The 13,928-nt window shown below is 42.2% G+C and carries 12 protein-coding genes; 2 read left to right on the forward strand and 10 right to left on the reverse strand.

Annotated elements, in window-relative coordinates; translation table 11 throughout:
• Window positions 1-83: 83 nt before the first annotated feature.
• Both mutS and fdxA read left to right on the forward strand, forming a co-directional pair.
• Window positions 84-3,167 (forward strand): DNA mismatch repair protein MutS, encoded by a 3,084-nt coding sequence (mutS, locus tag HL061_RS06885; RefSeq protein ID WP_252962648.1) that lies wholly within the window; start codon window positions 84-86, stop codon window positions 3,165-3,167.
• A 97-nt stretch (window positions 3,168-3,264) separates the two neighbouring features.
• Entirely contained in the window at window positions 3,265-3,588 is a 324-nt protein-coding gene (gene fdxA / locus HL061_RS06890) for a ferredoxin FdxA (protein ID WP_102094709.1), read from the forward strand.
• 91 nt (window positions 3,589-3,679) lie between these two features.
• Here the strand turns inward: fdxA and tfpZ are convergent, their stop codons facing one another.
• The 10 genes from tfpZ to HL061_RS06950 all read right to left on the reverse strand — a co-directional run bounded on the left by tfpZ (window position 3,680) and on the right by HL061_RS06950 (window position 13,827).
• Complete coding sequence (gene tfpZ, locus HL061_RS06895; RefSeq protein ID WP_252962649.1) at window positions 3,680-4,423, reverse strand: TfpX/TfpZ family type IV pilin accessory protein; 744 nt, start codon at window positions 4,421-4,423, stop codon at window positions 3,680-3,682.
• Window positions 4,424-4,501: 78 nt separating this feature from the next.
• Window positions 4,502-4,951 carry a pilin gene (locus HL061_RS06900; RefSeq protein ID WP_290127445.1) on the reverse strand — a complete coding sequence of 150 codons (450 nt, stop codon included), beginning with the start codon at window positions 4,949-4,951 and terminating at the stop codon, window positions 4,502-4,504.
• 90 nt (window positions 4,952-5,041) lie between these two features.
• Entirely contained in the window at window positions 5,042-5,500 is a 459-nt protein-coding gene (locus tag HL061_RS06910) for a pilin (protein ID WP_355457301.1), read from the reverse strand.
• Between the two features lie 363 nt (window positions 5,501-5,863).
• On the reverse strand, window positions 5,864-6,307 hold the full coding sequence (locus HL061_RS06920; protein ID WP_240365850.1) for a type IV pilin protein: 444 nt from the start codon (window positions 6,305-6,307) through the stop codon (window positions 5,864-5,866).
• Window positions 6,307-6,858, reverse strand: coding sequence for a prepilin-type N-terminal cleavage/methylation domain-containing protein (locus HL061_RS06925; protein ID WP_240365849.1), 552 nt, complete (start codon window positions 6,856-6,858; stop codon window positions 6,307-6,309). Before HL061_RS06925 ends, HL061_RS06920 begins: the two co-directional genes overlap by 1 nt.
• A 12-nt stretch (window positions 6,859-6,870) precedes the next feature.
• The gene (locus tag HL061_RS06930) at window positions 6,871-10,854 is read right to left on the reverse strand and encodes a pilus assembly protein PilY (protein WP_252962650.1); all 3,984 of its coding nucleotides are present in this window, start codon (window positions 10,852-10,854) and stop codon (window positions 6,871-6,873) included.
• A gap of 32 nt (window positions 10,855-10,886) precedes the next feature.
• Window positions 10,887-11,762 (reverse strand): pilus assembly protein PilX, encoded by an 876-nt coding sequence (locus tag HL061_RS06935; protein ID WP_252962651.1) that lies wholly within the window; start codon window positions 11,760-11,762, stop codon window positions 10,887-10,889.
• 21 nt (window positions 11,763-11,783) lie between these two features.
• Window positions 11,784-12,764: a prepilin-type N-terminal cleavage/methylation domain-containing protein gene (locus HL061_RS06940; protein WP_093067503.1), complete on the reverse strand. Its 981-nt coding sequence runs from the start codon at window positions 12,762-12,764 to the stop codon at window positions 11,784-11,786.
• Complete coding sequence (gene pilV, locus HL061_RS06945) at window positions 12,764-13,330, reverse strand: type IV pilus modification protein PilV (RefSeq protein WP_075105693.1); 567 nt, start codon at window positions 13,328-13,330, stop codon at window positions 12,764-12,766. Before pilV ends, HL061_RS06940 begins: the two co-directional genes overlap by 1 nt.
• The gene (locus HL061_RS06950; protein ID WP_227674181.1) at window positions 13,330-13,827 is read right to left on the reverse strand and encodes a GspH/FimT family pseudopilin; all 498 of its coding nucleotides are present in this window, start codon (window positions 13,825-13,827) and stop codon (window positions 13,330-13,332) included. The genes pilV and HL061_RS06950 overlap by 1 nt, the downstream gene beginning before the upstream one ends.
• Window positions 13,828-13,928 lie beyond the last annotated feature (101 nt).

The following is a 13,928-nucleotide window of genomic DNA, read 5'->3' on the forward strand; positions in this document are numbered from 1 at the left end:
CTATAAAACTGGCGCTAATCCGAAACCAGCTGCCGCAAATGCTATTTAATAAAAATCTATCGAAACATAATAAGAGACTCTGCATGACCGTAAAGCCGTCCGTCCAAAATCATTCATCTATTTCTACTCAATCAGATAATGCCTTATCAAAACCAAATACATCTGACTGTTTAAGCATCGGCGATACCGTCTATAACTTAGCAGATCATACGCCAATGATGGTGCAATATCTAACCATGAAAGCCAACTATCCACAAGCATTGCTGCTATACCGGATGGGGGATTTTTATGAGCTGTTCTTTGATGATGCTAAGCGGGCGGCGCAAATATTAGACATCACTCTGACGCGTCGTGGTACGGATAAAGCGGGCAACCCGATAGCGATGGCGGGCGTTCCTTTTCATGCAGCCGATAGCTACATGGCACGCCTCATCGCGGCTGGGCAAACGGTCGTCGTGTGTGAGCAAATTGACGAGTCGACAACGACCAATGCTGGCAGCGCCAACAATAATGCCAATATCCCTGCGATGGGCGACAAGCAAAAAAAAGACAAAAGTAAATCGGCGGCTGGTAGCATCATGCGCCGTGAAGTGGTCAAAACGCTGACAGCAGGTACTATTACTGATGATGCACTCATTGCACCAAACCATACACCGACTGTCGTCGCCATCGATATTGCTCATTTAAAAACGCAAGATAATAGCCAGACGTTACAAGCAGCTGTTAGCCAAATGGATCTAGCTGCAGGTACATTGACTACTCAGACGCTAATAGCAGATAAAAACGATATAGATGGATTGCAAACTCAAATGCTGACGGTACTTGCTCGTTTTGCGCCTAGTGAATGTATCATTAGTGAAGCACTCAGCGATAGCATTGGCGGCACTGATGGCACTGATGCACAGTGGATGCTGTGGTTACGGCAACATCTGGACTGCCCTATTATAGAAGTCGCGGCCAATGACTTTCACCGTACGCACGCGAGCGACACGCTTTGTCAGCAGTTTGAGGTGCAACGTCTCGATGGTTTGGGTATCGCAGATAACCTGCTGGCGCAAACTAGCTGTGCTGCGCTTATTCATTATGCACAGCAAACTCAGCAGCGCCATGTGCCACAAGTCAATCAGCTGATCGTTGAATACAGTGACGATTATTTGATTATTGATGCCAATAGTCAGCAAAACCTTGAGTTATTTAGTCCAGTCAGTAGTAGCGGTACTTCCCTAATATCCGTCCTTAACCATTGTCAAACGCCAATGGGCAAGCGACTGCTCATACAGCAAATGAAGCGTCCACTGCGTCAGCATGCGCGTATCAATATGCGTCTAGATGCGATAACGTCCCTATTGAATGCGGATGGTAATTCGAATCAAAATTCAGAAAATAGCTCACTGGTGACACGTTTACGAGAAACACTGAATACCATTGGCGATATTGAGCGAATCAGTAGTCGCATCGGGCTGATGAGTGCCAAACCTCGTGATTTACGCAAGCTCGCCGATGGTATCGCGAGCAGCGCCCAGATTACCACTCTACTGACAGTGTCAGGTATCAGCCATGAAGACGCTGGTCTATTACCCATGTTGATGCAGCAATTGCCTGCCAGGCTGCCAGCCGTTCAAGCGGTGGCTGAGTTAATCGAGCGTGCCATTGTCATTGAACCACCTGCACATATCCGTGATGGCGGTATGATAGCTGCCGGTTATGATGAAGAGTTCGATCGCCTCACCCATCTTCACGACAATATCCAAGTGACATTGGACGACATGGTAGAGCGAGCGCGTCAAGACAATCAATTACCGAGTCTAAAAGTCGGCTTTAATAAAGTCAGTGGCTTTTACTTTGAATTGCCCAAGATGCAAGCGAAAAATGCCCCTGCCCACTTTATCCGTCGGCAAACGCTCAAGAGTAGTGAGCGTTTTATTACTGATGAATTAAAAGAGGTCGAGACAGAATATCTGAGTGCGCAATCTTTGGCATTGGCTCGTGAGAAAACGCTGTACCAAGCGCTGCTCAACCAACTAAACGAGAACTTGGCTGAGCTACAACAACTGAGCGCTGCTATTGCCCAAATCGATGTCCTCAGTAATTGGGCGCAGCTTGCGACGACTTACCATTGGCAACGCCCAGTTATGGGAGGAGTTTCAGAAAATCAAAATAAATCTATAGCGAAAAATCAGACCCATATTGATATCCGCCAAGGTCGTCATGTCGTGGTCGAAGCGGCGTTAAATCAAGCGAACGCGAACAATCGAAACGGTGCTGCATCAAGTACAAATTATTTTGTCGCCAATGACTGCGTGCTGGGTAGTGCCAATGCTGATGAAGGACATCCTGAAAGACTGCTCCTCATCACTGGCCCTAACATGGGTGGTAAGTCTACCTATATGCGCCAAACAGCGCTGATTGTTTTGCTTGCTCATTGCGGCAGCTTTGTGCCCGCCGAGCATGCACATATTGGTGATATTGACCGTATCTTTACCCGTATCGGCTCAGCGGACGATCTGGCTGGTGGTAAATCTACCTTTATGGTTGAAATGATAGAGACGGCCAATATATTAAATCAAGCAACCCATAAATCACTGGTATTGATGGATGAAGTCGGACGCGGTACCGCCACCACTGATGGTTTGGCAATCGCTCATGCCTGTGTCAACCGTCTAGTCGATATTGGCTGCCTGACGTTATTTGCCACTCATTATTTTGAACTGACGCAATTGGGACAGACAAGTGACGATATTCGTAACGTCCACGTCGCCGCTAGTGAAGTCGACGGTCAGCTACTCCTCCTTCATCATATCTGTGAGGGCGCAGCAAGCTCAAGCTTTGGATTGCATGTCGCGAAGATGGCGGGTATCCCCACTCAAGTATTAAATGATGCCAAACGTTACTTGATAGACAATCTAAAAGCAGAAAATGAAAAAACTATTGATGATAAAAATGACTTAGCTAATTCAGTAACGGATAAACAGCAAAAGTCTAACAACAACTTGGTTCAAGAGCAGCAGGCTAGTTACACGTTTCAATCACCAAATATAGTAGATAATTTAAAGCAAAATCAGCTATTTAGCATAGAAGATGAACTAAGCGCCATTGATCCTGATAGCCTGACTCCCAAACAAGCGCACGATTTGATCTATCATTTGAAAAAAATCATTGGTCACTAAAGGGAATTGTCAAATCGTAGTAAAGGCGCTAAAATACGCTTTATTTTCGACTATTCTATTTAGCCAAAAGCCAAATCAATAACAGGTAGACATTACTATGACCTTTGTCGTTACAGATAACTGCATTCTTTGCAAATACACCGACTGTGTAGAAGTCTGTCCTGTGGACTGCTTTTATGAAGGACCAAACTTTTTGGTCATCGATCCTGATGAGTGTATCGACTGCGCGCTATGTGAGCCTGAATGTCCAGCCAATGCGATCTTCTCAGAAGATGAAGTGCCTAAAGGACAAGAGATGTTCACCCAGCTCAATGAAGAGCTGGCACAAAAATGGCCTAACATCACAGAGATGAAAGGACAAATGCCAGAAGCTGAAAAGTGGGATGGTGTGGAAGGTAAGATTCAGTATTTAGAGAGGTAGCCAATTTGAAAATATCTCAATATTTTGAGTCAACAGAAAACCACCTAATGGCGATATGCGGTTAGGTGGTTTTTTATGATGCCAATTTCTGTCAAGGTCGCAAATTAACTATTCCTATAATGCGCTGTTTATCTTTGTTGAGCAGTACTACTGCATCTGACTCGTAGCCTTTTAAGGGTAACCAACTATCCGCTTCTGAGTGATTAGCAATTATAGCGCCAATCTCCTTTTCTTTATTATGCTGCTTGAGTTGATTCAATGGCTTTACTTGCTTACTCATAATCGACCATTGATTATCTAACGGCTCATATAGATTCGGCTGCATACTTGGCGCAACTCCAGTCTCTAACTCGACAAATAATCTATCGTTTTTTTGCTCAATACTTGTTGTAGGTTTGACCGCTACAAACTTTGGCTTTCCCCATCCTAAGCTATTGTAATCAGCTGACGCTTGCTCCAAACTTTCTACAGGTATGTTATTTGCCTGAACTACTTCAAATCGACTGGTATCAAAAGCAATATACACTGGTCTGCTAATAGCAATATTATATATACCATAGGTGAATGCAGCAAACTGCAAGAAAATAATCACTGCCAAATCAAACTTCAAGGACTTTTTACCTTGTCTAGCAATAATAAATGTCAGTAAAGGGCCTAAAATGACGTCAATACCTAACATCATAATAAATATGTGAGTCACACCGACCACTTTGGCTAGTGGTGCAGGATGCCAGACCATAAATACTATATACAAACTCACTAATGCTATAAGAATAGAAATCCCAAGATGAATTCCAAAAGCTTTAAGACGAAAATTTAGAGAGGTATTTAGCATAGATTACATCAATATTTTATTTATAGGTAAAACGCTTATACCAGTTATCACAGTTTCAAATAAAAATATATAAGCCGTTTAACTCTGGCAACTAGTCGGTAGCTTATCTTTACCTATTGTACCACTACATACCCATTGAATGACTTGTTGATTATTCAGTATGTTTATTTCGGGCGTTAATACCAGCGTTTTACCAGCGATATTTCCAGCATCGAAGTCGATAACAATAATGCCTGTGTCCGGTATGACACTAATACCATTTTCTGCCACATATTTTCCATCAAGTGAATTAGCCTGTCTACCGATAACTCCTGTAACAGCGACCTCTGCTGCATTAGGAAAGCGTTTGTTTTCCCATACATGTGCCGCTATCTCACTACGCAAACCATTAGAGACAGTAAAACCTTCGACTGTTTGAGATTTACCAATATAATTTAAATAACTGGGTATGGCGATAGCTGCTAGAATACCGATCATAGCGGTGACAATCATCAGCTCTATTAAAGTGAAACCGTTCTGTATTCTCATGATAGATCTTCCTTATTAAAAAATTAAAAAAAGCCCTAGCAATTGCTAGGGCTTTTTTATACTCAGAAGACTAGCAAATACGATCAGCAATTACTGACAGCTAGCAGGTAAGCGTGAAGCATCAATACCAGTAGTAGCAGCAGGCGCACACTTCCAGCCTGATATTTGGCCACCATTATTAGTAGGTTCCAATATCATAGCCTTACCACTATTTGAACCTGCGTCAAATTTCACAGTAATGACGCCTTTATCACCAACTGTAACGCCACCTGGAGCAAAATATTTACCGTCTAAAGCCTTGGCTTGGGCAGCAATTGGTGCAGCAGGTTTACCAGCAGCATAATCGGCAGTAGCTGGAAGAGCACCTTTATCTGCTACATAGACCCCTATATCACTTTGTAGACCAGAAGTCGCTGTGAATCCTTCTGATGCTTGTGCACGAGCTGTATAGTCTTGATAAGCAGGTAGTGCGATCGCAGCTAGAATACCGATAATAGCGATCACGATCATTAGTTCGATTAGGGTAAAACCTTTTTGTACAGTGTTCATAGACTTGTCCTTTTGGATAATATGGCAATAGAATTATTATCTAACTGCCAGCTATAAATATAATGTTTCTCTTGTTATAACTGTTGCAGATACTGTGCCAACTTTTTGTGATACTCTAAAAATACATTAGTCTCTTTAAATTGAAACCTTAGCATTTATTGTCTCTAGATTTCAGCCAATAGCTAGTCATTAATCGATGAATCTTGATATGTTTTACCGATTTCATAACATAAAGGCATCAAGCTAGAAGACGATGTTGCCAACTTATTGCTGAAAATTGTCAGTTTATGTAAATTGCCACTATGTACTATAATTTTAGCTGACAATTTTTGTCACTAGACAAAATTAAACTTATATCAAATATCAATCATTCCACTCATCGTCTGTACCACAATTCCTAATGCCACTAATGATACGGCACTTTATCCCTTGGTAATTAAGGGTTAAGCTACCGTCATTGGCCATTTGCGTCATTGGTATGGGGCTTGCTGTGATAGTCCACTGACTCGTTAGCGGCGTCGGGGTTATTGCCACTGTGTAGAGATCTGTACCTTGCCTAGGATAATTAACTGTTAAGTCTGTCAAAACAATACCTGCATAACGACCTTGCGCTAACTTTCGACTCTCAATCTCTGACGCAATATTGTGCATCTCACTCATCATATCAGTACGCTTGGTCTTGATGACATATTGTTGATAGCTCGGGTAGGCAATCGCAGCGAGTACGCCAAGAATGGCGACGACGATCATCATTTCAATTAAGGTGAAACCGTGTTGCTGTTTAAATACTTTAGTAATCGTAGACATTACCAACTCTCCTTTCCCGCACCGCAGTCCGTAGAAGTTATTTGCACCGTTCTATCTTTGCTCTGGCACCGTAACCCCTTACTACTTAGCATAAAGAGGTGCGCGTCAAAGCTTGTGAGGCTAGGACTAGGCTCAGCAAGCATACGCCATGAGTTTCCCGCGGTAGAAAAGCCAGTAGTGGCAGGCGCTAAAGTACCGTTCGTACTAGCATCAACTAGACTAATCCTATAACTGTAATTACCATTATTGCTACCCGCTGGCACATATATAGTTTGATTAGTAGGTGCGTCATCATAACCGTTACTGACTGTACCATCACTGGCTGTCTTTCTAGGCTGAAAACCTTTGTAAGTCAGAGCAGTGGCACGCCAACGATTAAGTTCTATCTCAAGCTGCTGCAGACGTGCTTGTGCTTGGTGCTCTGAATTGCGAACAACATACTGTCTGTACGACGGAATAGCTATCGCAGCCAGAATAGCGATGATAAAGACCACAACCATTAGCTCAATGAGCGTAAAGCCTGTCTGTTGCCTAAACACTTCTTTCTTCATATTGCTGTCTCATCAGTCTACTTCATACCATGTTTTTGGCTGAAGAGTAAATCGATCATTGAATATCAAGTCAGGAGCAGTACCACTTCCTGCAACAAGATCAGTAGCTGACAGGTTTTGATTTAAACCATACGGCTTTGATATTACGTCAAAAATACCCTTACCTGTATCAGAGCCGAAATTTACTCGATCATTTGCACGTTCTGCCAGAGTTCTGGTTCCGATAAGCAAGCGTTGGTTAGAAAGCGTCGAGCTTCGCGGCCCTAAAGTAAGCTCTTGAATACCCTTACCTGCTCTGACAAATCCGCCTAAGCCATTTTTGGAGGCATCATCAGTGCAAATACCATAAGGCAAACAATATAGTTGTCTCTCTGAACCACCAGTAATCTTAGCAGAACAAGAATCTACCGTTCCATAATTCATATCTGGATTATAGGCAGTCGTATATAAGAAGCTATCGATCACTTCAGACTTACCGACACCTTTGGTATATCTAACATTGCCATAACCGTCAAAGTTCGTTAACGGAATATACCAGCCATTCTTTGTTGTACCTTGTAACACTGAGATAGCAGTATTTTTTTGCGCTACTGTATAGCCCGTAGCGCTCAAAGTGCCGATAGCACTAGGCAACTCGACTAAATTACTACTTGCTGAATTATTGGCTGTCAAATCAGCTATTTTTTGACCGTTAGCATTGCTTGCTGTCGTAAAGTTGCTCGCATAAAAAATATTGTCCGCCTTTGTGACATCGGTATCCATTATGCCATAGAGTCTATCAGACTTACTAAGATCACGTATCTTAGATAAAGGTGAGCTACGATCACCCGATATGACATTTACGAGTGCAAATAAACTGCTGCTAACGGGGTTTCGGTAAAAACTGACGACTGGGCGCTCATAGAAACGATGATTGTACTTGGTATCAGAGCCAGTATAAGCACTTTGAAGAACTCGAGTAACTCGAGTGTTAGTAAAAGAGGTCTCAGGCGATGATGCTGTGGCTGTCGTAGAAGGCTTTACAAATCCTGCATTGGTAAAGTCAGCACGGAAGACTTGACCACCTAAATCTGCAAAATAGATATGATCCATAAAGCCATCATTGTCACGATCTAGCGTGGTCACGCCAGCGACGATACTATTTTTCATAGTAGGTACTGACGTTGTTGCCCCTGAGTCACTAGAAGCTGACCAGATGAGTGCGCCTGTTTTGGCATTAATGATATATACTGCGTTACCTTTGACAGAAGTTTTACCTGAGCATTCTTTTAGTTCTGAGTTAGTCACTCCTAGTTGAAAGCCTTCATATTCATAACACATATCATAACCACCACCGAATACCAGAACATCTGTTCCTTTATCACTAGCAGCTGTGCTCATTTTTATCTTAGCTTTAGTAGGCTTTTCCCAAATTTGGCCCATACGATTAAAACCTGAAGTCGCTGGCGTAATCGCAAACATCATACTTGGACTTTCGTTATTAATAAGGTTCAGGCCATATAAGGCCTCACCACCCATACGTAGGCCACCATAAGCATAGATGCCTTTATTATCTGTCGTGTCAATGTTGACGCGGCGAGCTTCAAAATCATACTTATAGTCCGCACTGACCAGCCAAGGTGCATCAATACCAAAATTAGGTGAACCCGTACTAGTCTTAGTAGCATCTTTCACTAATGCTGCTGATTTTTCGGGATCTATCAGCATCTCTCTTGGAATAATGACAAATTTTTCTTTACCACCATTCCCACTCGTACTGGCATTGTCAGCATTAACCAAATGCAGACCACCTTCCGATGAACCAAATAGTACATAATCATCACGAGTAGTGTTAACTCTACCATCTTCATCTAAGTTTGCTGAGTATGATACTGAAGCAGGAGTCGAGTGTATCGTCGCTCCTAGTACCTTGATAGGCTGAGTTGCATTGGCGCTCGTCAACGTCATATCCTTCACATTGACTGTTGTCGCTGGAAGATTGGCAAAACCTAAAAAATTTAGTAATTTTCTCAACGTCGCTTCATTATAGGTTGCTGTATCCACAAAAGATGTATTTGTTAAAGCAGCATTATTTACCAACACTTTACCTGCAGCATTGACACTCACCTTTTTCAATACTGGCTTTTTGCTAGTACTGTTTTCCCAATCTTCTACATATAAAGTTCTAACAGAGGCAACACCCGTCGCTGGTGTGCTCAGTTGTGAGTAAAATCCACCAGACTCTACTTTGTCATTGGCGCCAGCATAGTTAGTGTCTGACCACAGATCCTGTGCTGCTGGGTTCAACTCCCCTGCTATATTTTTGAAGAGCTTAGTATTACTCTTACCATATAGCGTACCCTCGTTTAAGATGTACTTCTTCATATTCCCTTCCCAAATCACCGCGTTATCTGCAACTTTGGGCTGGATAGTCGGATAGTAGGCGACAGCGAGTTGACTATCCGCGCGATAAGGATCGTCTGGGATAATAATCGTACCCGATGGCGTGGACGGTAAGGTTTGGTTTAGGTCGCTGACGAAGTTGGTGATACTTTTGATGATATCTTCAGTAGACTGCGCTGAATAAAAACCGCCTTCACCAAAGCCGCCCACACCTGGTAAAGACGGATGGGATTTCTCACCCCAATTACAAGCGTTTCTTGCATCTTTAGTGGCCTTATCATCTTTACCCACTATATTTTCACAATTATAAAAATCGCGATTGGTAGTAACACCTGTTTTTGGATTAGTATAAGGTAAGCTACGGATCACGCGTTGAGCTTCAGGCTTAGCAGCATCTTCTTCTTTATTGACATTGAAATCTGCGCCAAAGCCGACCACGGCGGTATAGATTTCTTGATCAGTACCTAATGGACTAACAGTAGAATCTCGTAAGGCTTTCGCAAATGCTCCAACTTCAGGCATACCATTATTATCTTGACTTCCGCTTGGTAGCGTTATAGATGGTAGGCTAAAACTATTTTGTTTTAAAGCAATTCGCATCAGTGCTAGAGGATTGCTCGAACTATTTGGTGCACCATCAGTCAAAAAGTAAATGCCGCGACCATCACAACTAGAAGGGTTTGACAGCGGACTGATATAATTACCGCTATTTTTTGTATCCTTATATGATTTACTAAAACCACTACCAGTACCACTTGTTTTGGTACCTAACATATAAGCCCCAACCTCTGCATAAGCATTAGCTGTGGGCGTCCCGTTACCACCACCTGCTGCTGCAACAACGTTTCTTATATTCTGACGTTGAACATCATCTAGTAAGGCGGCAGGTAATAATATCTTACCAGTACTACCATCAGCATTTTTAGCAGTACCGTTTGAATTGAACTCCACCACATTATTACTGCCGCTTTGAGAAGAAAACTGACCAATGCCAATAGCTACTTTATTAGAGTCTAACTGAGTGCTATCCATTAAAGTAAAAATGGCATCTTTAAGACGAGTTAGGCGGTCATAGTATTTTTCACCTCCGACATCTTTGTAGTAATATGTAGAAGTATTCAAAAGACCACCGACTTCCGATTTATAGCCCTTGACTGATGGTTTGTCTATTTCTGTATTACATGTTTCTCGATTCGTAACGCCTAAACCATCACTACTTTCACAGATATACCATTTGTTGCCAAAAATACCTGAATAATTTCTGTAAAAATATCTTTTCTCTCCTTTTACTTCGCAATACATTCTAGGATAGGAAGGCGATGTCATAGATGGCTCAGAACCCACCATACTTCTATCAAAACTGACTGTAGATGGTAGATCACAGGCATAATCAACCTGATTGATAGTCATACTACCTGAAGTATCGAGCATCATCGTAATAGTCGTCTTACCACCTTCAGCCGCCTTATATATCTCTAGATCACCAATCTTTTTGCCAGCCACATCTGCCTGTGCGACGGGCAAAGCGACCATAGCAGCCATGGCAACAACGAGATACTTCAAAGGCAATCCAACTTTGCCACTTATTGGCGATACAGTATTTAGTCGTTTCATGGCTTATATCCTTTATATAATGAGTAAACTGATTACGGCGTAGTTTTGAGAACGCACTCTGCATTCAATGTACCTCTACCGAAAGGAATACATTTCGTAGACGAAGAGATGTTTTCGACATCCGCTTGCTCATATAGCATTTTACTTGGGGTGTTGGCGGCGAGCATACAGTCGCTTAACGATTTCTTGCTACCAATCACATTGGCTTTAATACTGGTCTGTGCAAAACAATTGTCACCATTAGCTTTAGGCTCGCTGTAGGACGGTAACGCTGAAGCAGATCTGATATCGAACGTAAATTTTTTACTGGTCCTATCCTCAATCTCTTTACCAATAACCACATGTCCAAATCTTTCCGCATTTGGGTCGACAGGGGCAACAGTCACGCTCATTTGAGTAACCACCGTTTGTCTAGCACTGGTATAGCCATCAGCGCTATTGTAATCACATATACCATTATTCAAACCACTCCAATAAGCTGTTGGATTGGCGGTCGTGCCCTTCACCATGACGGTAGCATTAGATGCCAAATACTTTTTGGTGCGCGGATTAAAGCAGTAAATAAACTCATTGGTTGCATTTTCAGGATTTAGTAAGAAATGACCAAATACGCCTGCCGCACTCGTTACATCAAGGTATTCAGTGGATGTTGAGCTACCATTCAGCATCATTTCGAGCTTTTGATTGGCACTATCTGAAGACTGCAATAATACTGTGTTGATCTGATCGCTCGTAGCAATCTTAAGATCAGTATTACTCTGTCTCACCGCTATAGCACCAGCTAGCATAATCAACACTAAGAATAGTAGCACTACTATCAACGTTGCGCCTCGCTCAGCACTCCGATATCCAATAGTCATTTTGACATCTTTTATGGTTGAATTTGGTGAATAGCGATGGATCGTCATTCTTACTCTCCTTACCAGAGTTTATAGGCTGGTTTTTACGTTGACTACACGAGCATTGCGTAAGAAGGTTGTTGTCTCATAAGTTGTACGTACTTGCTTCTGGCGCGCAGTGTCTGTCTTCAGTACATTATTTTGACCTAACAGCATGAAAGATGTTTGATCATCACTACCTAATATAGGAGTACTACCATGAACGATTAAACCTATTTTTACTGCTGTTATTGCTGGTTTATTAGCATCTATCAAATAGGCACTACTTGGTAAATACATGATTTGACCTGCATTACTACCCGAATCATACTGGGCACCTAACAAGATCTTGAACTGATCCACATTAGTAATAAATTCTTGACCAGCTTGACCAAAATTACGCGGATCTGTACCACTTATCGTTCTAATCTTGCCTGCTGCAAAATCTACCCTTCCAGCATCGCACGCTAGTACTAGGTTTTTAATAGCGCCACTACTGCTATCATTCGTAGCAGGTCGCAAAAAGTAACGCTCGATAGCGATATCATTTACCTCAACTGCCGAGCCCTCACAATCACTGAACGGGCTACCTGTTATGTTAGTATATTGGATTGTCAGTTGATCACTAGGAACAGTAGTATTTGAGATGCCTGTCCATCCATTTGTACCGCTAGTAGGATCACCTGCGCGCCTTGTCAAATAACCAGTATCGGTATAAGGTGTGGTAGCAACCCCAAGGTTGGCACCTGTTAAGACGATACCACCTTTTGCAGTCGTTCCATCTATTCTATTAATAGGGTTTCCTAAATTAGCCAAGCGAACTTTTTTTTCTAATTGCTGTAGCCCAAACACACTAGCGTCTTGCAACTCGCTACCACTAGATTGCACGCTACTCGTCTTAACACTAATTACGTATATCTGTATAACAGCGGCTGAGACAATCAAACCTATGACTAATGAAATCATCAACTCTATTAAGGTAAAACCAGACTGATCGCAATTACTACGCTCATAACTGTTAAGGTTTGGCATCAGTAGGCCTCCATAATAAAGCACTCTGCACCATTTTTATAAGTGCCATTTGCATTGGCACAGGCATTCGCATCACTATCGCTTAGAGTTACAGTAGTATCACCCCAGCTAGCTACAAAGCATTGGCGCTCTTGATTACCTGATGTACCAGGACAGCCGTTAGGTACTAAGCCCAACTTAATATCATTTTGCACCGCATATGATTTCATCAACAAGCCATCACGTGCCCCTAGCTGCTCAATAGTACAGCTATCTGTGGCAGCAGGTGCTCCAGCTGTATTTTTTACACAACTATCTTTTGTGATTGTGACACCATCTATCGTTATAGAATCAGTACTGCCATTTACAGCAGTTTTGAAAGCGCTTATTCCACCTGAGTTCGCACGTATTGTTTCCGCGCCTCCTCTCATAATAGTTAATGCTCGCGTACGCATGAGGCTTTCATCAGTAGCTTTTACAGCAGTCATTTGCATAGCTGAAAACCCAAGCACTGCAACTGCTAATAGTAACAGTGCCACTAGCACCTCTACTAAGCCCACTCCATACTGGTTATTGATGTTTTTCATTAGCAAGTACCTCCTAACTTCTTGTTACTAATGCTTGCTACTGTGTTAACTTCAATTTGTCGTGGTGTTACTACTGCACTGCTATCACAAATAGTATAAGTAACTTTGCCAACGTTAGATGTCACTTTATTTGGTTGAAAAGTCACCGCAGTTACTGTATTAGGATTGATAGATACTGTGCTTGTAGAATTAACATTATAAGTCGCCAACACAGTGCCACTAGTGTTCTGCAAGACAATGGTTTTGGCACTATTATTATATACGACTCGAATATCTTGACGGCGAATAACACTTTCGACTTTTGCCTCTTTTAACGCATTCTCAAGCGTCGCAGCCGTCGACTTAACACGCTGATTAGCAAGCTGTGTGCTGATACTGGGTGCAGCAATACTCACAATAATAGCTAGCACAGCAATCGTTACCATCAGCTCAATCAAGGTAAACCCTAAACTGGCTGTTCTTAGCGAGGTCGGTAGACTATTCATAGATGCGTTCACATCAAATCCCTATTTAGCACTGCTAATGTCTGTCTCTGATCAGTTTTTGTTTTAAAATAACTAAAATCTGGTGTCAGTTTTGCTAATAATTTTATAGTTAG

The sequence above is a fragment of the Psychrobacter sp. PSP genome, assembly GCF_024085615.1.
Lineage (GTDB): Bacteria > Pseudomonadota > Gammaproteobacteria > Pseudomonadales > Moraxellaceae > Psychrobacter > Psychrobacter pacificensis.

Bases quoted from the DNA above. Each gene is read 5' to 3' on its own strand.
- HL061_RS06910 (WP_355457301.1), bottom strand. From the start codon at position 5,500: ATGAACACTGTACAAAAAGGTTTTACCCTAATCGAACTAATGATCGTG.
- tfpZ (WP_252962649.1), bottom strand. From the start codon at position 4,423: ATGCTAAATACCTCTCTAAATTTTCGTCTTAAAGCTTTTGGAATTCAT.
- HL061_RS06925 (WP_240365849.1), bottom strand. From the start codon at position 6,858: ATGAAGAAAGAAGTGTTTAGGCAACAGACAGGCTTTACGCTCATTGAG.
- HL061_RS06930 (WP_252962650.1), bottom strand. From the start codon at position 10,854: ATGAAACGACTAAATACTGTATCGCCAATAAGTGGCAAAGTTGGATTG.
- pilV (WP_075105693.1), bottom strand. From the start codon at position 13,330: ATGAAAAACATCAATAACCAGTATGGAGTGGGCTTAGTAGAGGTGCTA.
- fdxA (WP_102094709.1), top strand. From the start codon at position 3,265: ATGACCTTTGTCGTTACAGATAACTGCATTCTTTGCAAATACACCGAC.
- HL061_RS06935 (WP_252962651.1), bottom strand. From the start codon at position 11,762: ATGACGATCCATCGCTATTCACCAAATTCAACCATAAAAGATGTCAAA.
- HL061_RS06900 (WP_290127445.1), bottom strand. From the start codon at position 4,951: ATGAGAATACAGAACGGTTTCACTTTAATAGAGCTGATGATTGTCACC.
- mutS (WP_252962648.1), top strand. From the start codon at position 84: ATGACCGTAAAGCCGTCCGTCCAAAATCATTCATCTATTTCTACTCAA.
- HL061_RS06920 (WP_240365850.1), bottom strand. From the start codon at position 6,307: ATGTCTACGATTACTAAAGTATTTAAACAGCAACACGGTTTCACCTTA.
- HL061_RS06940 (WP_093067503.1), bottom strand. From the start codon at position 12,764: ATGCCAAACCTTAACAGTTATGAGCGTAGTAATTGCGATCAGTCTGGT.